Below are 18,944 nucleotides of genomic sequence, written 5' to 3' on the forward strand. Positions count from 1 at the left end.
CCACCCAGGGGCGCCGCTCGGACGACGCGGCGCCCCTGGTCTCCCCTTCCCTTGATCAAAGACGCCCAGGGAGTCCGTATGAGTGCGCCCACCGCGCCCACCGCACGCGACCGCACCAGAGCCGCCAACCGCGCCGGGATCGGCGCCTTCATCGGCTCCACCATCGAGTGGTTCGACTTCTACATCTACGGCACCGCCTCCGCCCTTGTCTTCGACAAGGTCTTCTTCCCCGAACTCGACGGCGCGCTCGGCACGTTGGTGGCCTTCGCCACCTTCTGGGTCGGCTTCCTCGCCCGCCCGCTCGGTGGCATTGTCTTCGGGCACTACGGCGACCGCCTCGGCCGCAAGAAGACCCTCGTCATCACCCTGCTGATGATGGGCGTGTCCACCACCGCCATCGGACTGCTGCCCGGCTATGCCTCCATCGGCGTCGCGGCGCCGATCCTGCTTGTGGCCATCCGGATGATCCAGGGCATCGGCCTGGGCGGCGAGTGGGGCGGCTCCGTACTCATCGCCTCCGAGTCCGCGCCGAAGGGCAAGTCCGTGCTGTACGGGGCCTTCGCGCAGCAGGGCTCGCCGGTCGGCAACACCCTCAGCACGCTGAGCTTCCTGGCCATCAGCCAGCTGCCGGACGACGCCTTCACCTCCTGGGGCTGGCGGGTGCCGTTCCTCGCCTCCGCGCTGCTGGTCATGGTCGGCCTCTTCGTCCGGCTGAAGGTCGCCGAGTCGCCGGCGATGGCCAAGCTGATCGAGAAGAAGGAGGTCGCGAAGCTGCCGCTGACCGAGGTGCTGCGCAGCCATCCGATGCTGATCGTCCTCGGCATCGGGGCCTGCACCATCGGCCTCTCCGCGACGTACTTCAAGTCCACCTTCGCGCTGTCCTGGGCCACCAGCGCCCTGGACTTCGACCGCAGCTCCTTCCTCACCATCATCCTGGTCGCCAACATCACCCAGATCATCGTGCAGCCCTTCGGCGCGGTCCTCGCCACGAAGATGAAGAGCTGGTCGCGCGCGGTGTGCGTGATGCTGATCCCCGAACTGTTCCTGATGCCGGTGATGTTCGTCCTCATCGGCACGGAGAGCTACGGCCTGGCGATGTTCGGCGTCGCGGTCGCCACCATCCCGCACTGCCTGTACTACGCCGCGCTGGCCGGCATGCTCGCCAGCCGCTTCCCCGCCCATCTGCGGTACACCGGCATCTCGCTCTGCTACCAGCTCTGCGGCACGCTGCTGGGCGGCACCACCCCGATCATCGGCCAGTCGCTGCTCAACTGGACCGGCTCGATCACCGCGGTCATCGTCTACGCCGTCTTCCAGGTCGCGCTGACCATGGGCTGCATGCTGCTGCTCCTGCGCCGCCCGAACCACGACGAGACGGCCGCCGAGGCCGCCCCCGCCGCCCGGTCCACCGCTCCGCTGCCCGGTTGAGCTGCACGAGGGCGACTCAACCACGAGTTGATGCCCGAGACGCCGGATAACGGTCACAGTGGGTAGGTGGACTGGTGCGTCCCGTTCCGCTCGTGAAAGGATGTGCGAAGCGGAGAGCGCGCGACTCAACTGTCCGTTGGGTGTGCGCGCTGCTTCGCTGTGGCTGGGACCAGGGCGAACGGGGATGGGACACCGATCATGGCACGAGGGGGCGACGGCGCGCCGAAGAGTGAGCACAGTCCGCTCGCGGAGCGGCTGAACCACCTCTTCGCGCACATGCACCCGCCCGGTGCGCCGTATACGAACGCCTATGTCGCCGAGGAGATCAGCGAGGGCGCCGAGTACGGCGACGTCACGCTCTCCGAGCAGTACCTCTCCATGCTCCGCAAGGGCAGACGCAGCAATCCGAGCCACGAAGTCCTGCGCGCGCTCGCCAAGTTCTTCGCGGTGCCGGTCGGCTATCTGGTGGGGGACCTCTCCCAGCCGCAGGCCGACCGGGTGGAGGAGGAGCTGCGCTTCCTCGCGGCCATGCGGGACCAGCGGGTGCGGACCATCGCGCTGCGTTCGGTCGGCCTGCCGCCCGAGGTGCAGGACAGCCTCACGACGATCATCTCCCAGTTCCGGCAGCAGATGGACCTGCCGCCGGACCCGCCGGCGACCAGCGGTGAGGCACCGCATGCCGGCCACTGACGAGCAGCTCTTCGCCACCTGGCGGCGGACGGGAATCGAGGACGGTACGGCCATGCGGGTACGGCGCACACGCCGGCGGTGCAAGCAGCTCGTACAGGAGCTGGCGCTGCCCGCCGCGACCGATCTGCCGGGCCTGTGCGAGGTCGTGGCGCGGCGCGTGGGCCGGCCGGTCCGGCTCGCGCCGATGAGCCTGGGCGGCGTGGTGTCCGGCATGACGGCGGGCACCGACGACGGCTGGTGGGTCTTCTACGAGCGGCAGACCTCGCCCTGGCACCAGACCCATATCGTCCTGCACGAGCTGAGCCACCTCCTCCTCGGGCACGAGCAGGACCCCACGGTCACCGAGGACGCGCTGAAGGTCTGGACGCCGAACATGGACGTCGCGACGGCCGCCCGGCGGATGGGCCTGACCGCCCGCTTCGCCCGCCACCACTGCTACGACAACGCCACCGAGCACGAGACCGAGGTGCTGGGCACGCTCCTGATGGCCCATGTGGTGCCCGCGACCGCCAAGGACGACCCGCCGCTGAGCGGCGACGCCGCCGAGATCGCGGCCGCGCTGGCCCCGGCGCTCAAGCACATCCGCCGCGAGCTGGACGGAGCTCCGGGCGCCGCTTCCGACGCCCCGGACACCGGCCCCGACGACGGGGGACCGCCCCGTGTTTGACGTCGTCTACTTCTGCTTCGCGGCCGTCGCCTGGACGCTCGCCGGGTACAAGTTCCGCGCCTGGCTGCGCGACCGGCGCAACGCCGACCTGGGCCTGACCAGCATGATGACGGCGGGCGTCGCCACGGTCTTCCTGTTCTCGGCGCCGAGCCTGTACCGCGCGTTCGACCGGCTCACCGGCGTCGCCAACCTCGCCATGGTCTTCCTGTACTCCTCCGTCGTGGTCTTCGCGGCCGGCGCCCTGGTGCTGCTGCTGCGCTGGACCGGAGGCGAGGACGAGGCGGGCCGCCGCCGGGCACGCTCCCGTACCCGTACGGTCCTCACGCTCGTCGTCGTGGCCTGGGCGGTCGCCGTCACGGGCTTCGCCGTCGGGCGCCCGGACGCCGTGGAGCACCCGCGCGACTTCAGCACCGCGTACACGGACGCGCCCGGCGTCATGGTCTTCCTGATGCTGTACCTCGCGATCTTCGGCGCCAGCCTGGCCGGGCTCGGCACGCTCTGCCCGCGCTACGCCACCAAGGTCGGCCCGTCCTGGCTCGCCCGCGGCCTGCGCGTGCTGGCTGCCGGCTGCTGGCTGGGCCTCCTGTACTGCGCCTGCAAGCTCGTCGGCTTCGTACTCTCCTGGGCCGGCAGCCCGGCGCTCTGGCTCTCCAACGGTGTGGCCCCGCTGAGCGCTTCGGTCGCCGCGATCCTCGTCCTCACCGGCTTCGCGCTGCCCGCCGCCGGGCCCCGCGCGTCCGCCTGGCGCCGGCTGCGCCGCCTCTCGCCCCTGTGGCGCGAGGCCACCGCGCAGGCCCCGGAGGTCACGATGGAGGGCTCCCGGCCCGGCCGCTGGCCCTTCGCGGACCTGGAGTGGCGGGCCAACCGCCAGATGGCCGAGATCCGCGACGTACAGCGCGGCATCCGCCGGTACGTCGAGTCCGACGCCGTCGGCGTGGCCCGCGAGCGGGCCCGCGCGGCGGGCGTCGGGCCGGCGCAACTGGCCGCCGTGGCGGAGGCCGTGGCGCTGCGCCGGGGCCTGGACAACCGGCAGGCGGGCCGGCTCCCGGAGCCGTACGCCGAATCCGTCGTCGTCACGACCGACATGGCGCCGGCCGCGGAGTACGAACATCTGGCGCTGGTCGCGGACATGTACCGCTCGTCCGTGGCCGAGACGGTGCTCGCCGAGCTACGGCAGCGCAGCGGCGTCGGGGAGCGCGGGGCCTAGCGGCGGCGCACACAGACCAGGTGGCTCGGTACGGGGGTCCGAACCGCCTTCGGCGCAGGGCGGCACGAGGCATTGGCCTCGTAGCCGCCCTGCGCCTTGTCATGCCCCGGATACGGAAGGCGGACCACCACCCCATAAGGTCGGGATTCATGCAGAACGCAGCTCATACAGGCTCGCCCGACCGTCCGGACCCGATCGACACGACGATGCTGCTCGACGACCCCTACGCGGGGTACGAGCGGCTGCGCGAGGCGGGCCCGGTCCACCGGATCACCGGTCCCGACGGGCAGCCCGCCTGGCTCGTCACCCGTTACGCCGATGTCCGCAGCGGGCTCGCCGACCCCCGGCTCTCCCTCGACAAGCGCAACAGCTCGACCGGCTACCGCGGCTTCTCCCTGCCGCCGGCCCTGGACGCCAACCTGCTCAACATGGACCCGCCGGACCACACGCGAGTACGCCGTCTGGTGGCCAAGGCGTTCACGCCCGGCCGCGTCGACAAGCTCCGCGCCCCCGTGGCGAAGGTCGCGCACGACCTGCTGGACGCCATCGAGGCCAAGGGCCGCGCCGACCTCCTCGCCGACTTCGCCGCGCCGCTGCCGATCATCGTCATCTGCGACCTGCTGGGCATCCCGGAGCGCGACCGGCTCGACTTCCGCGCCTGGTCCGACGCGCTGATCACGCCCGACCCGGCTCGTCCGGAGGCGGCCAAGGAAGCGGTCGGCGCCATGCTGCGCTTCTACACCGACCTGATCGCCACCAAGCGCGCCGAGCCGGGCGACGACCTGCTCTCCGACCTGATCGCCGTGCGTGACGAGCCGGACGGCGACGGGGGCGTGGCGGGGGACCGGCTCAGCGAGGACGAGCTGACCTCGCTGGCCTTCCTCATCCTCCTCGCGGGCTACGAGAACACCGTTCACCTCATCGGCAATTCGGTCCTCGCGCTGCTCGACCACCCGGAGCTGCTGGCCGAGTTGCGTGCCGATCCGGACCGACTGCCCGCCGCGGCCGAGGAGTTGGCGCGGTTCGACGGCCCGGCGCCGCTGGCGATCCGCCGCTTCCCGCTGGAAGACATCGAGATCGGCGGTGTGCGGATTCCGGCCGGGGAGAGCGTGCTGCTCTCGCTCGCGGCCGCCAACCGTGACCCGGAACGCTTCACCGATCCGACGAAGCTCGACCCGCGTCGCGAGAATTTCGGCCATCTCGCGCTCGGGCACGGCATCCACTACTGCCTCGGCGCCCCGCTCGCCCGGATGGAGACGCAGACCGCCCTCGACGCCGTGATTCAGCGGTTCCCCGGGCTCCGGCTGGACGTGCCGCGCGAGGAGATGCAGTGGCGGCGGAGCATCCGGGCGCGTGGCCTGATCTCGCTCCCCGTCGCCTGGTAACGCCGACTCGAACAGGCTTTTCCTGCATAACCGTTCCGGCATGCGGTAGAAAGGTTCTGAGCCCGCCCGGTGTGCATCCCCCGTCGCACCGGGCGGGTCTTTGCCTGTGACGTATGAGCCGTCTGGCGCAGCATGTACTGCGCGTGTCGTTCCGTGTCCCTAGCGTGGTTGCATGGGAACCGACGCTGCTTCGACCAGGACAATTGGCGCCCTGACGGCCATAGCCGTGGCGGGCGCCCTCGCCGCTCTGCTCGCCCCGGCGCACGCCACGTCGACGGACCGGGGCAGGGCCGCACCGGAACGATCCGCGACCGATACCGCGGCCCGGCCCGCCGCGGCGCCGCCCGGCGGGCTCACCGCCCGGGCCTGGATCCTCACCGACGCCGAGACCGGCCGCGTGCTGGCCGCGAAGGAAGCACATCGCCAACTGGCCCCGGCGAGCACCCTGAAGACCCTCTTCGCGCTCACCGTCCTGCCCAAGTTCCCCGCCGACATGGTCCGCACGGTCACCGCGGCGGACCTCAAGGGCGTGGGGGAGGGCAGCAGCCTCGTCGGCATCAAGAAGGGCCGCCAGTACAAGGTCGCCGACCTGTGGCGCGGCGTCTTCCTGCGCTCGGGCAACGACGCCGTGCACGTCCTCGCCAACATGAACGGCGGCTGGCGGGCCACCGCACAGGAAATGCAGCTCAAGGCGCGGTCACTGGGCGCGCAGGACACGGTGGTCAAGACACCGGACGGGTACGACGCGCCCGGCCAGGTCTCCTCCGCGAGCGACCTCGCCCTCTTCGCCCGCAAGGGCCTGGAGAACGCCGACTTCGCCCGCTACTGCGCCACCGTACGGGCGGCCTTCCCCGGCGGCTCCCGGGGCCCGTACGACATCGTGAACACCAACCGGATGCTGTCCGGTACGAAGGGCGTGCCGCGCTATCCCGGCGTCATCGGCGTGAAGAACGGCTTCACGAGCAAGGCCGGCAACACCCTGATCGCCGCCGCGAAACGGGACGGCCGCACCCTCGTGGCCACCGTGCTCGGCCCCAGCAAGAAGAAGAACGCGGTCTACAAGGAGGCCGCCACGCTCCTGAACTGGGGCTTCAACGCGAACTGACCCGCAGCCGGGGCGCGTGGGCAGCAGCGGGGACCGGGCCGCGCAGGCCGGCGGCCAGGTCCCCGGCCCAGCGGCCGAGCCCGGTGACGTCGATGCCGTACGGCGCTGCCTGCGCGTACGGCTCGATGGCGGCGGCGCCGCGGGTCAGCAGCGAGGTGGCGCCGGTGACGTTGCCGCGCGCGGCGTGCGTGAGGCCGACGGCGAGCTGGGCGAGGCCGCGCCACAGCTCACGCTCCCGCTCCGGCCCGGACTTCCAGGCGTCCTCCAGCACCTCGTGCGCGTGGAACGGCTTCCCCTCGTCCAGCAGCCGCTGCGCCTCGGTCAGCGACTCCAACGGTGTGCGGACCACGCCCTCGGGCTGCCGCTCGACGCCCTCGGCTCCGTACGCCAGCGGGCGGCCGAGCCCGTCCCGCGGCCGGGCGTTGCGCGCCCGGCCCTCCTCGTCCCGGTCCCGGCGCCGGGGCGCGTCCGGCACGCGCCGGGGCGCGGCGGCGCGGACCGGAGTCTCGCTGTCCGCCGCGCAGTGCGGACAGGGCGCGGCCGAGTCCTCCCGGATCCGGCCGCACTCGTCACAGACCCGGTCCAGCCAGCAGGCCGGGTCGCCGCCCTCGTCGTGGCCCTGGGTGCGCATCAGCCGTCGACGACCTCGGTCTCGTAGAAGCAGAAGTGGTCCTTGATCTCCGCCACGTCCTCCTTGGGCTCCGGATACGCCCACACGGCGTCCTCGGGCCCGTCCGGCAGCGACCAGTAGGAGGCCGTCCCCTTGAACGGACAGTACGTCTGCGTCCCGGACGGGACGAGCAGGTCCGTACGGACGTCCTCCGGCGGCAGGTAGTACCGGGCCGGGTACCCGGTCTCGCGGAGCACCAGCGGCCGGCTGCTGTCGGCGAGCACATGCCCGCCGTGTGCCACGCGGACGTGCTCGGTGCTCCGCTCGACGGTGATGCGGTGGCCTGTGGTCATGGATGGTCCTCCCGGTCGAGGAACGGTCCCTCCCAGGGTCTCATCCCGCGCGGCGGGGCCCCTGGAGCGGTGTCCGGGAGCCCCGCCGTTTCAGACCTCCCGGATACCCCGGCCCGCCCATTCGGGTGCGGGGCCGGTCAGCGCGGTGAGCCGGTCGCGCACCGCCTCGGGCAGCGTGGCCGAGCGGCCCGTGGCCTGGTCGACGTGGAGGGCGAAGAGCTCCTCCGTGGCGACCGGGTCGCCGTCCTTGTCACCCACGAACATCTCGTGCAGGAAGCGGACCTTCTTGGCGTCCGCGCCCAGCACCGTTGTCCGGACGACGAGTTCGGAGTCCCGGGCGACCTCGTTCAGGTACCGGACATGGGCCTCGACCGTGTACAGCGAGCAGCCGCTCGCCTCGCGGTATTCCGGGCCCAGCCCGGTCTCCGCCATCAGCGCGTCCGTGGCGAACCCGAAGACGAGCACGTAGTACGCCTCGCTCAGGTGGCCGTTGTAGTCGATCCACTCGTCCTTGACGGGCTGCCGGAAGAGCGGGAGCGCTGCCGCCGTCACTCGGCGGCCTTGCCGAGGCGGCCGGTCGCCCGCAGTACGTCGATGACGCCCTGGTCGCGCTCGGCCACCAGGTCCGCGTACGTACGGCCGTCCGCGGCCTCGTCGCAGCCCTCGACCACCGCGTCCCGCAGCGCGCGGTCCAGCTCCGGGGCCTCCAGCCGGGTCCACGGGGACTTCAGGGACGGGCCGAAGTGGTCGAGCATGTGCGCCATGCCGCCCTCGCCGCCGGCCAGCGCGAAGGTGAGCATCGGGCCCATGAACGCCCAGCGCAGACCCGGGCCCTCGGTGATGGAGTCGTCGATGTCCTTCACGGTCGCCTCCCCGTTGGCGACCATGTGCAGCGCCTCGCGCCACAGGGCCTCCTGCAGGCGGTTGGCGATGAAGCCGGGCAGCTCGCGGTCCATGGTGATCACGGACTTGCCCGCGATGTCGTAGAAGCGGGAGGCCCACTCGACGGCCGCGCGGTCGGTCTTCTCGCCGCCGACGACCTCGACGAGCGGGATCAGGTACGGCGGGTTGAACGGGTGACCGACGACGAGGCGGCCGTTGTCGGCGGCGTCGCTGTGCATGTCGGACATCGGGTAGCCGGAGGTCGAGGAGGCCACGACCACGCCGGGGCGGGTGGCGGCGGTCAGCTCGGCCAGCAGCGAGCGCTTGAGCTCCAGCTTCTCCGGGGCGCTCTCCTGCACGAAGTCGGCGTCGGCGACGGCCTCGGCGAGGGTGGGCGCGACGGTGAGGCGGTCCTTGGAGGCGCCGTCGGCGAGACCCATCTGCACGAGGGCGGGCCAGGCGGCGTCGACGAGGCGGCGCAGCTTCTCCTCGGCGTCGTCGGCCGGGTCCCAGGCGGTCACGTCGTAACCACGGGCGAGGAAGTGGGCGACCCAGCCGCCGCCGATGACGCCGGCGCCTATGCAGGCGACCTTGCGTACGTCTTCGGGGGCGAGGGGAGGGGTAGCGGTCATGCGGGGCTCCAAAGAGGTGGGACGTACGTCAGGCGCGCGGCTTCAGGCCGAGGCGGGCCCGGGCCTGGTCGGGGGTGGCGACCTTGGCGCCGAGGGTCTCGGTGATGGTCACGGCGCGCTCCACGAGCTGCGCATTGGTGGCCTTCACGCCCTTGGAGAGGTACAGGTTGTCCTCCAGGCCGACGCGGACGTTGCCGCCGAGCAGGATGGACTGGGCGACCCACGGCATCTGCATCCGGCCGAGCGCGAAGCTGGCCCACTGCGCGTTCTCCGGCAGCATGTTGACCATCGCCTGCAGCACGCCCGGGTCGGCCGGCGCGCCCCACGGGATGTCCATGCAGAGCTGGAAGATGGTCGGGTCGTCCAGCAGCCCCTCGGCGCGCAGCTGCTTGGCGAACCACAGCTGACCGGTGTCGAAGATCTCCAGCTCGGGCCGGACGCCCAGCTCCTGGATGCGCTTGGCGCCCTTGCGCAGCATCTCCGGGGTGGAGATGTAGAGGTTGTCGCCGAAGTTCAGCGACCCGCAGTCCAACGTGCAGATGTCCGGGAGCAGGTCCTCGACGTGCGGCAGCCGGTCCAGCCCGCCGACCAGGTCGGTGCCCGGCTGCGCGCCCTTCTCCAGCGGCTGGTCGGGGTCGAGCACCAGGTCGCCGCCCATGCCGGCGGTCAGGTTGATGACGACGTCGGTGCCGGTCTCCTTGATGCGCTCCACGACCTCCGCGTACAGCTTCGGGTCGCGCGAGGGGTCGCCGGTCTCGGGGTCGCGGACGTGGATGTGGACCACGGCGGCGCCCGCGTCCGCCGCCTCCACGGCGGACTTCGCGATCTGCTCCGGCGTCACGGGGACGTACGGGGAGCGGCGTACGGTGTCGCCCGCGCCGGTCAGCGCACAGGTGATGATGACCTCGTCGTTCATGACGGGAGTCCCTTCTGCGGGTGGTGGGGTGACGTGCCGTCAGGTGACGGCAGAGGGTGCGAAGAGGGGGTGTGCGGGCAGGCGTCGGCCACGCCTGCCCGCACACGATCGGGGGGCGGACGGTCTCGTCCGGGGGAGTGCCTTACGGGGCGGTCAGTTCGCTTTCCACGAAGGCGATCAGCGCGGCGTGCATGGAGTCGGGGGTCGTACTGCCGGGGGCCGTGGCCAGTACCTGCGTGGCCAGGCCGTCGATCAGCGCGGTCAGCCGGAGCGCGGTGAACTCCACGTCGACGGGGCGGAAGACGCCCTGCTCGACGCCGCGCCGCACGACGCCGGCGACGGTGTTCCGCCACTGCCGGTAGTAGTGGTCGTGCAGTCGTCCGACCTCGGTGGAGCGCGCCGCCTGCGCCCACATGTCCAGCCAGACCAGCCACTGCCGGCGCTGCTGCTCCGTACGCGGCGTCTGCAGCGCGATGAGGTGCAGCAGCTCCTCGCGGGCGTCGATCGCGCCGGCCAGGCCCTGCGCGCGGCGCTCGGTGTCCTCGTCCATGCACCAGCGGACGGCGGCCTCCAGGAGGTCGTCCCGGCCGGGGAAGTGGTAGTGGATGGCGGCCGTGCTCGTCCCGCAGGCGGCGGCGATGTCGGCGACGCGCACGGAGTGGAAGCCGTGCTCGGCGATCAGCCGGACCGTCTCGCGGACGATCTGCAGCGGCCGGCCGCCCTCGGGGAGCGCGGCGGGCCCGGCGTCGTCCCCCGGCGGCGCGGGCGCCTCGGCCCGGGAGCCCAGCAGCCGGCCCGCGTCCACCCCGCCGATCTCGGCGATGCGGACGATCTCGGCGACGGTGAAGCGCCGGGTCCCGCTGAGGGACCGGGACAGCTTGGACGGGTCCATCACGATCCGCCGGGCGAACTCACGGCGGCTGCAGCCCATGCCGTCGATCACCTGCTTGACGCGGTCCGTGAGGTCGCCGCTCTCGTCGGCGAGCCGGGTGCCGGGGTCTTCGTGCATGGCTCGGGACCGTAGCAGCGTGATGAGATCAGCGCAACGCCTTGCGCCAGAAAGAGGGCCTTCAAACGCCCATCAAACGCCGATATTCAGCGGGAAAACGCCACGTGATGAGGACTGACTGATGAGAAAGTCAGGGTTGCGGCCCAGTCGCACATGCCCGAGGCGCGGGCACCCCGTAAGGGCGGAAATGTGGCAAAGTGACGAACATGGCCGAACGGGGCGCGCAGCCGCCCCCTGCCGTGTCGGCACCGGAGCAGTGGCCCGCCCCGCCGGACCTGATCCTGGCGCTCAACGGAATGGGGGGCTTCGACTGGGACCTGAAGCGCGGGCGCATGCACATGGACGCCGCCGCGCTACGGGTCTTCGACCTGCGCCCCGGCGAGTACGACGGCCGCCCCGAGACGCTCGCCTGCCGCGTGCCGCCCGCCGAGTCCGCCCGCCTGGACTCCCTGGTCGCCCAGGCCATCAAGGAGGGCAGCGCCTCGTACGGCGCGTACTTCCGCGTCCGCTGCCGCGACGGCACGCTGCGCTGGACCCACACCCACGGCGCCATCCACCGGGACAGCACCGGGCGGCCGTACCGCATCATCGGCATCGTCCGCGACGCCCGCCAGGAACTGGCGCTCTCCCGCACCGCGAACCCGGCGAAGCAGGGGACCCAGCGCCGCCGCCGGCACAGCTCCGTCGTGGAGCGCACCACCGCGGCGCTCGCGCACGCCAGGACCGTCGGCGACGTCATCGCGGTCCTGGGCGACAGCCAGGGGCTGAGCCGGCTCGGCGCGGAGAACGTCATCGTCGGGCTGGTGGAGGCCGGCCACATCCGGCTCGTCTCCGAGGGACAGTCCGGCAGCTTCGTACCGGAGCACCGGTTCACCCGGGTGGCGGACGAGTTCCCGATGAGCGAGGTCGTCCGCACGCTCACGCCGCGCTTCGTCCGGTCCCGCGCCGAGTTCGCCGCCTGCTACCCGCGCCTGTGGCCGCACATCCAGCCCCTGGACATCGGCTCGGCGGCCTACCTCCCGCTGATCGCGCAGGCCCGCCCGATCGGCGTACTCGGCCTCTTCTACCGCGAGGAGAGCGACTTCGGCACCCACGAGCGCAGCATCCTCGTGGCGCTCGGCAGCAGCATCGCGCAGAGCCTCGCCCGGGCCATGCTCTTCGACCAGGAGCACGACCTCGCCGAAGCGCTCCAGCAGGCCATGCTGCCGCGCCGCATCCCCGCCGTCCGGGGCGCCCAGGTCGCGGTGCGCTACCGCGCGGCGCGGCTCGGCCGGGAGATCGGCGGCGACTGGTACGACGTGATCCAGCTGCCCGGTGGGCGGCTCGCCGTCGTCATCGGCGACGTCCAGGGCCATGACATCCAGGCCGCCACTGTCATGGGTCAGCTCCGCATCGTGCTGCGCGCGTACGCCGCCGAGGGCCACGCGCCCGCCACGGTAATGGCCCGCGCCTCCGCCTTCCTGTACGAACTGGACACCGAGCGCTTCGCCACCTGCCTCTACGCCGAGATCGACCTGACCACCGGCGCCCTGCAGATCGTCCGCGCCGGGCACATCGACCCGCTGCTGCGGCACGCCGAGGGCATCTGCCGCCGGCTGCCCGTGGGCGGCGGGCTGCCGCTCGGCCTGTCCGCCCAGTTCGGCCTCCTGGACTACCCGGTCACCACGGTGCGTGTCGCGCCCGGCGAAACGCTGGTGCTGTGCACCGACGGCCTGGTCGAGCGGCCCGGCGCCGACCTCGACGAGGGAATGGCCCAACTGGCCAGGGAGGTCCGCACCGGACCGCAGGACGTCCAGCAGCTCGCCGACCGGCTGTGCGCGCTGTCCCTCAGCGGCGACGGCGAGGACGACATGGCGCTCCTGCTCCTCCGCCGCAGCGGCACACCCCGCCCCCACCAGTAGCTGCCCTCTGCAGCCGGTAAGGGCTCAAGGTGGCCCCCGCCACATACAGTCCCCGTGCGCCGTGTTTTACTGCCGCGTGCCCACTGAGACCGCCCCCGCCGGCCTGCGCTCGCGCATATTCGCCGACCTCACACCGCTGCGTACCTCCGTCGACTACCGCCGTCTGTGGACCGGCAACACCGTCTCCTGGGTGGGCCAGCAGATGACCGCGCTCGCGGTCTCGCTCCAGGTCTACGACATCACCCACTCGACGTTCTCGGTCGGTCTGGTCGGCCTCTGCTCGCTCGTCCCGCTCGTCGTCTTCGGGCTCTACGGCGGCGCCATCGCCGACACCGTCGACCGCCGCACCCTGGGCCTGGCCAGCGCCCTCGGCGCCACCGCGATGTCCGTGGTGCTCGCCGCCGCCGCGCTGCTCCACGTACAGCAGGTCTGGCTGCTGTACGTCGTCGTCGCCCTCCAGGCCGTCTGCTTCGCGATGAACTCCCCGGCCCGCGCGTCGATGATCCCGCGCCTGCTGCCCACCGAGCAGCTCCCCGCGGCCAACGCCCTGAACTCCCTCACCAGCAACCTCGGCCTGATGGGCGGCCCGATGCTGGGCGGCGTCATCGTCGGCCTGTGGGGCTACCAGGCCGCGTACCTCATCGACGTCGTCGCCTTCTCCGCGTCCCTGTACGCGATGTGGCGGCTGCCCTCGATGCGCCCCGACCAGGAGCCGGGCGCGGACGGCGGCAAGCCCAAGCGCGCCTCGGTACTGGACGGCCTGCGCTTCCTCGCCACCCGCCCCAACCTGCGGATGACCTTCTTCGCCGACATGGCAGCGATGGTGCTGGCCCAGCCGCGCGCGCTCTTCCCGGCCGTCGCCGTGCTGTGGTTCGGCGGCGACGCCAAGACCGTCGGGCTGCTGGTCGCCGCGCCCGCCGTCGGCGCCGTACTGGGCGGGCTGTTCTCCGGCTGGCTGGGCGCGATCCGGAGGCACGGCCTCGCGATCCTGCTCGCCGTCGCGGCGTGGGGCGCCGCCATCGCCGTCTTCGGCCTCACCCGCAACCTCTGGCTCGGCCTCGTCTTCCTCGCGGTCGCGGGCTGCGCCGACACCGTCTCGATGGTCTTCCGCTCCACGATGCTGCAGGCCGCCACCCCGGACCGGATGCGCGGCCGGCTACAAGGCGTCTTCATCGTCGTGGTCGCGGGCGGGCCGCGGCTCGGCGACTTCCTCGCCGGCTCGGCCGCCGACCTCGCCACCCCGGCCGTCGCCGTGGTCGGCGGCGGCCTGGCGTGCGTCGTCGTGGTGGCCCTACTCGGCCTGAGCCGCCCCGCCTTCGCCCGGTACGACGCGCGGAACCCGCAGCCCTGACGCGCGGCACGGGCGCTTGGACACAGACGGTCAGTACCGCGTGATCGCCGTGTCCCCCGACCGCGTCCCGATCGCGATGTGCGGCCGCTTCTCCGGATCCGCCCAGGCCAGGACGCGGGCCATCGCGCCCGCCGGCACCGACACGCAGCCGGCAGTCGCGCCCTTGCCGTTGACGTGCAGGAAGATCCCGGCGCCGCGGCCGCGCACCGGCTTGTCGTAGTTGAAGCCGATGACCAGCGCCCGGTCGTACTGCGTCGGGTAGTCGGCCAGTCGCTCCGACTCCTTCGCGGCGCAGTCGGCGGGCAGCGGCTCGGCCCAGCGGTTGTACGACGCCGAGGCGTTGTCCTCGCACCACCAGGAGTTGTCGTGCACCCGGCGGTAGGAGACCTCCGTACCGGCCGGGGCCGCGCCGATCCCGAAGCCGTACGGCAGGTCGTACAGGCCGGTGGGTGTGGTGTTCGTGCCCTGCTTGCGGGTACTGCCCTCGGCCAGGCCCTTCGCGCCGAAACGGGCGGGCGCCGAGCCCGCCTGCCGCCACTCGCCGTGCCGCTTCTCCCACCAGATCAGCCGCCCGTGGGTGGACGAGGTCCGCGGCGCCTCGGCCGTGATGAGCTGCCGGCCGCCGCCGGTGTCCGCCATCCGGGCGGGCAGCGGCGCGCCCGTCCGGTCCGTCGTCGGGTGCCCGGGCTCTGCCGCGGCCGGGCCGGAGCCGGCCGTGCCGGCCAGCGCGAGCGCGGCCGCACCGGCTGCCATTGCCAGGAACGAACGCTTCATGACGGCACTGTAGGGCGGAATCCCACCGCGCGCGGTAGCGATAGCCGGGCCAGACTCGGGTACGGGGGCCAGGAGAGAAACCACCGCCGCGGGCGGACCGCCCGCGGCACGCACCACACCGTGAGATCCAGGAGGTCTTCCGTGGAACGGCAGCCGCACCCCGCGCGCGCTCACGACCCCGGCGGCCCGACACCGCCCAACCCGGGCCCCGGGCCGGTTCCGGACCCCGTGCCGGGCCCGCCCGACCCCGTACCGCCCACGCCCGAACCGTCCCCGGTCCCGCGCCCGCCAGGGCCGAATCCCGACCCGGTACCGGAACCGTCACCGCAGCCCAGCCCGCTGGGCTGACCCGCATGCCCTATTGACGCCGCACCCGCACCACCAGAAGGAGAGGTGCTTCCCATGGCCATCGCCACGGTGAATCCGGCCACCGGCGAGACCCTCAAGACGTTCGACGCGCTCAATGAAGGCGAGATCGAGGACCGGCTGGTCCGGGCGGAGCAGGCCTGGCAGGAGTACCGCACGACCGGCTTCGACCGGCGCGCCAACCTGCTGCGCAAGGCGGCGGAGCTGCTGGAGGCCGACGCCGACGACATCGCCCGCACGATGACCACCGAGATGGGCAAGCCGCTGGCGCAGGCCCGCGCGGAGGCCGCCAAATGCGTGAAGACGATGCGCTGGTACGCCGACCACGCCGAGGCGCTGCTCGCCGACGAGCACCCCCGGGCCGCCGACATCAAGGACTCCGGCGCGGCCCGCGCCTACGTGCGCTACCGCCCGCTGGGCCCGGTCCTCGCGGTCATGCCGTGGAACTTCCCGCTGTGGCAGGTGATCCGCTTCGCCGCGCCCGCGCTGATGGCGGGCAACGTCGGCCTGCTCAAGCACTCCTCGAACGTCCCGCAGACCGCCCTGTACATCGAGGACCTCTTCCGCCGCGCGGGCTTCCCCGACGGCGCCTTCCAGACGCTGCTGATCGGGTCCGGTTCGGTCGAGATGGTCCTGCGCGACCCCCGGGTGGCCGCCGCGACGCTGACCGGCAGCGAGCCCGCCGGCCGCTCGGTCGCGTCCATCGCCGGTGACGAGATCAAGAAGACGGTGCTCGAACTGGGCGGCAGCGACCCGTACTTGGTGCTGCCCTCGGCCGACCTGGAGAAGGCGGTGTCCACCGCCGTCACCGCCCGCGTGCAGAACAACGGCCAGTCCTGCATCGCCGCCAAGCGCTTCATCGTCCATACCGATGTCTACGACGAGTTCGCCTCCCGCTTCGCCGAGAAGATGGCCGCGCTCAAGGTCGGCGACCCGATGGCGGACGAGACCCATGTGGGCCCGCTCTCCAGCGAGCAGGGCCGCTCCGACCTGGAGGAGCTGGTCGACGACGCCACGATGCACGGCGCCACCGTGCTGTGCGGCGGAGGCCGGCCCAAGGGCCTGGACCGCGGCTGGTTCTACGAGCCGACCGTGCTCGCCGACGTCACCAAGGAGATGAAGATCTACTACGAGGAGGCGTTCGGGCCGGTCGCCACCCTCTTCCCGGCCGCCGGCCTGGACGAGGCGATCGAGATCGCCAACGACACCTCCTTCGGCCTCAGTTCGAACGCCTGGACCGAGGACGCGGACGAACAGGAGCGGCTGGTCCGCGACCTCCGGGCGGGCGGCGTCTTCTTCAACGGGATGACCGCCTCGCACCCGGGGATGCCGTTCGGCGGCACCAAGCGCTCCGGGTACGGCCGGGAGCTGGGCGACCACGGCATCCGCGAGTTCTGCAACATCACCACGGTCTGGTACGGCGCCAAGGGCTGACCGCCCATGACCGACGCCTCACGCGCTCCCGGGCGCGGGCACGGTGAACTCGCACCACAGCGCCTTGCCCGCGCCCCGGGCCTCCGCGCCCCACCGGTCCGAGAGCGCCTCGACGAGCAGCAGGCCGCGCCCCGAGGTGGCGGTCTCGCCGGGGCTGCGCCGCCGCGGCCAGTGGCTGGACCGGTCCTCGACCTCCAGCCGGACCCGGCCCGGCGGGCCGGACAGCAGCTCCAGCGAGACCAGCGCCCCGCTGTCGGTGTGCCGCAGCGCGTTGGTGATCAGCTCGCTGGCCACCAGCGTGACATCGCCCGCCACCTCCCCGGCCCGCCACTGGTCCAGCATCCGCCGCAGCTCGGCACGGACCTCGGACGGGCCCGCCGGGTCGGCCTGGTGGACGTGCAGCCGCAGGCGCGGCGTGGCCGGGCCGCCGGGCTCGGCCAGCCGGCGCAGCAGCAACAGGGCCATGTCGTCGGGGGAGCCCGGCTGCTCCCACAGCAGCTCCGAGAGGTGGTCGGCGAGCGCGTCCAGCTCGCCGGGGCCGTCCTGTACCGCGCTGGTCAGCGCCTTGATCCCGGCGAGGATGTCCAGGCCCGGCTGCTCGACCAGGCCGTCGGTGCACAGCAGCAGCGTGGAGCCCGGCTCCAGGAACAGCTGCGTCTCCGGATAGTGGTCCTCGCCGAAGACGGTGGCGAGCCCCAGCGGCAGCCCGCCGTGCACGGTCGGCCAGTGCACATGCCGCTCCGTGTCCGCGATCATCGGCTCCAGATGCCCCGCCCGGGCCACGTGCAGCACGCCCGAGGAGAGGTCCGCCTGGATGTACGTACAGGTCGCGAACCGCTCGGTCTCCAGCTCGGCCAGGAACCGGGAGGCCCGCCCCAGCACCGTCTGCGGCGGATGCCCCTCGCCGGCGTAGGCGCGCAGCGCGATCCGGAGCTGGCCCATCACGGCCGCCGCATGGGTGTCGTGCCCCTGCACGTCGCCGATCACCACCCCGGTACGGCCCTGCGGCAGCGGGATCACGTCGTACCAGTCGCCGCCCACGTCCCGGCCGGTGCGCGCCGCCTGGTAGCGGACCGCGACGTCGCCGCCGGTGATGGCGGGGACCCGGCGCGGCAGCATCGCTGCCTGCAGCCCGGTCGCGAACTCCCGTTCCTGGTCGAAGAGGGTGGCCCGCTGGAGGGACTGCGCGATGACGCCGGCCAGCGCGAGCGCCAGGTTCCGGTCCGCCGCCGTGTGCGTCCTCGGCTCGGTGTCGACCAGCCCGAGCGCGCCGATCACCTTGTCCTGGGCGACCAGCGGCAGGAACGCCGCGCCGCGGACGCCGATGCCCTCGATGTACGGCTCCAGCCGCGGGTAGCGCCGCAGCAGGTCCTCGCGGGAGGTGAGGAAGGCCGGCTCGCGGGTGAGCGCCGCCTCGGAGAGCGGCAGCGTGCGGTCCAGCGGGATGTGCAGCAGTTCGGGCACGCCCAGCGGCTCCGTGGCCGCGATGACGTCGAAGACGCCGTTGTCGACCAGGCCCAGGATCAGCGCGTCGGCGCCCAGCCGCAGCGGGCCGTCGCGGTCGGTGAGCACATCGGTGACGTCCTGGACCGACAGCGCCCGGGACAGCGCGGTGGTGGTCCACTGCACCAGCGTGGTCTGCCGCTCGCGCTCCTCGTCGGGGATGGCCAGCAGCGCCGAATCGGCCAGCTCGGTGGTGGCCTCGCGGACGATCCCGGCCATCCGGTACGGGCGGCCCGCCTCGCTGCGCAGGATCCGGCCCTGGAGGTGCGTCCACCGCGGTGTGCCGTCCCGGCAGCGGATGCGGAAGTAGACGCCGCAGGACCGCCGGCCCTGCTGGATCGCCTGCACGACGGCGTTGTCCAGGCGGTAGCCCTCCTCCTGCGGAACCCGCTGGAGCAGCGCCAGGCGCGTCCCGTCGAACTCCCGCGCGTGCAGGTCGAAGACCGCGAGCCCGCCCGCGTCCAGCGCGAAGGCACCGCTGTCCAGGTTCCAGTCGAAGGAGCCCATGCGGTTGAGCGCGAGCAGGTCGGGCAGATCGATCGGCGGCCGCTCCTCCATGCCGTCCCAGCTCCACTCCATATCGGGATCTTACGGTCATATTGGGTAAGGATGGGTACTGAGGACGGCGGGGTGTCCCGGACCGTACGCGGCGCCGTCACCCCGCGCGCACGGGCACCGCCGCCCGCCGCGGCCACCAGGACACCAGGGCACCCGAGAGGCGGTGCCCGCAC

General features: G+C 72.6%; 16 protein-coding genes and 1 pseudogene. 9 read left to right on the top strand and 8 right to left on the bottom strand.

Annotated elements, in window-relative coordinates:
* The first annotated feature begins 78 nt into the window (after positions 1–78).
* From IF04_RS0109350 to IF04_RS0109375, 6 genes are all read left to right on the top strand, one after another.
* The gene (locus tag IF04_RS0109350; RefSeq protein WP_030253419.1) at positions 79–1,428 is read left to right on the top strand and encodes an MFS transporter; all 1,350 of its coding nucleotides are present in this window, start codon (positions 79–81) and stop codon (positions 1,426–1,428) included.
* Between the two features lie 198 nt (positions 1,429–1,626).
* Positions 1,627–2,118, top strand: a complete 492-nt coding sequence (locus IF04_RS0109355; RefSeq protein ID WP_037799860.1) for a helix-turn-helix domain-containing protein — start codon at positions 1,627–1,629, stop codon at positions 2,116–2,118.
* Positions 2,105–2,785, top strand: a complete 681-nt coding sequence (locus IF04_RS0109360) for a hypothetical protein (RefSeq protein ID WP_051830958.1) — start codon at positions 2,105–2,107, stop codon at positions 2,783–2,785. Before IF04_RS0109355 ends, IF04_RS0109360 begins: the two co-directional genes overlap by 14 nt.
* Positions 2,778–3,992, top strand: a complete 1,215-nt coding sequence (locus tag IF04_RS0109365; protein ID WP_030253427.1) for an MAB_1171c family putative transporter — start codon at positions 2,778–2,780, stop codon at positions 3,990–3,992. The genes IF04_RS0109360 and IF04_RS0109365 overlap by 8 nt, the downstream gene beginning before the upstream one ends.
* A 149-nt stretch (positions 3,993–4,141) precedes the next feature.
* On the top strand, positions 4,142–5,377 hold the full coding sequence (locus IF04_RS0109370; protein WP_030253429.1) for a cytochrome P450 family protein: 1,236 nt from the start codon (positions 4,142–4,144) through the stop codon (positions 5,375–5,377).
* A 172-nt stretch (positions 5,378–5,549) separates the two neighbouring features.
* Positions 5,550–6,482 (top strand): D-alanyl-D-alanine carboxypeptidase family protein, encoded by a 933-nt coding sequence (locus IF04_RS0109375; protein WP_078600060.1) that lies wholly within the window; start codon positions 5,550–5,552, stop codon positions 6,480–6,482.
* On the opposite strand, the gene IF04_RS0109380 is transcribed toward IF04_RS0109375, so the two are convergent.
* The 6 genes from IF04_RS0109380 to IF04_RS0109405 form a co-directional block, all read right to left on the bottom strand.
* Positions 6,469–6,957 (bottom strand): DUF309 domain-containing protein, encoded by a 489-nt coding sequence (locus IF04_RS0109380; protein WP_030253433.1) that lies wholly within the window; start codon positions 6,955–6,957, stop codon positions 6,469–6,471. The genes IF04_RS0109375 and IF04_RS0109380 overlap by 14 nt on opposite strands.
* A 155-nt stretch (positions 6,958–7,112) precedes the next feature.
* Complete coding sequence (locus tag IF04_RS0109385; protein WP_030253435.1) at positions 7,113–7,445, bottom strand: DUF427 domain-containing protein; 333 nt, start codon at positions 7,443–7,445, stop codon at positions 7,113–7,115.
* Between the two features lie 90 nt (positions 7,446–7,535).
* On the bottom strand, positions 7,536–7,997 hold the full coding sequence (locus IF04_RS0109390) for a thioesterase family protein (RefSeq protein WP_030253437.1): 462 nt from the start codon (positions 7,995–7,997) through the stop codon (positions 7,536–7,538).
* Positions 7,994–8,959 (bottom strand): 3-hydroxyacyl-CoA dehydrogenase NAD-binding domain-containing protein, encoded by a 966-nt coding sequence (locus tag IF04_RS0109395; protein ID WP_030253439.1) that lies wholly within the window; start codon positions 8,957–8,959, stop codon positions 7,994–7,996. The genes IF04_RS0109390 and IF04_RS0109395 overlap by 4 nt, the downstream gene beginning before the upstream one ends.
* 28 nt (positions 8,960–8,987) lie before the next feature.
* Positions 8,988–9,875: a beta-keto acid cleavage family enzyme gene (locus IF04_RS0109400; protein WP_030253442.1), complete on the bottom strand. Its 888-nt coding sequence runs from the start codon at positions 9,873–9,875 to the stop codon at positions 8,988–8,990.
* Positions 9,876–10,017: 142 nt separating this feature from the next.
* Positions 10,018–10,884, bottom strand: a complete 867-nt coding sequence (locus tag IF04_RS0109405) for a TetR/AcrR family transcriptional regulator (RefSeq protein WP_030253444.1) — start codon at positions 10,882–10,884, stop codon at positions 10,018–10,020.
* A gap of 206 nt (positions 10,885–11,090) precedes the next feature.
* Between IF04_RS0109405 and IF04_RS0109410 the strand changes: the two are divergent.
* A pseudogene (locus tag IF04_RS0109410) lies at positions 11,091–12,770 on the top strand (SpoIIE family protein phosphatase); the annotation flags it as partial.
* 91 nt (positions 12,771–12,861) lie between these two features.
* Positions 12,862–14,136, top strand: coding sequence for an MFS transporter (locus IF04_RS0109415; RefSeq protein ID WP_030253446.1), 1,275 nt, complete (start codon positions 12,862–12,864; stop codon positions 14,134–14,136).
* A 30-nt stretch (positions 14,137–14,166) separates the two neighbouring features.
* On the opposite strand, the gene IF04_RS0109420 is transcribed toward IF04_RS0109415, so the two are convergent.
* The gene (locus IF04_RS0109420) at positions 14,167–14,910 is read right to left on the bottom strand and encodes a L,D-transpeptidase family protein (protein WP_030253447.1); all 744 of its coding nucleotides are present in this window, start codon (positions 14,908–14,910) and stop codon (positions 14,167–14,169) included.
* Positions 14,911–15,312: 402 nt separating this feature from the next.
* Here IF04_RS0109420 and IF04_RS0109425 point away from each other — a divergent pair, with 402 nt between their 5' ends.
* Positions 15,313–16,710: an NADP-dependent succinic semialdehyde dehydrogenase gene (locus IF04_RS0109425; protein WP_030253448.1), complete on the top strand. Its 1,398-nt coding sequence runs from the start codon at positions 15,313–15,315 to the stop codon at positions 16,708–16,710.
* An 18-nt stretch (positions 16,711–16,728) separates the two neighbouring features.
* Here IF04_RS0109425 and IF04_RS0109430 read toward each other — a convergent pair whose 3' ends face one another.
* Positions 16,729–18,792, bottom strand: coding sequence for a SpoIIE family protein phosphatase (locus tag IF04_RS0109430; RefSeq protein WP_245654344.1), 2,064 nt, complete (start codon positions 18,790–18,792; stop codon positions 16,729–16,731).
* Positions 18,793–18,944 lie beyond the last annotated feature (152 nt).

Origin of the sequence: Streptomyces violens (assembly GCF_000717745.1) — a bacterium.
In the GTDB taxonomy this organism is placed as follows: Bacteria; Actinomycetota; Actinomycetes; order Streptomycetales; family Streptomycetaceae; genus Streptomyces; species Streptomyces violens.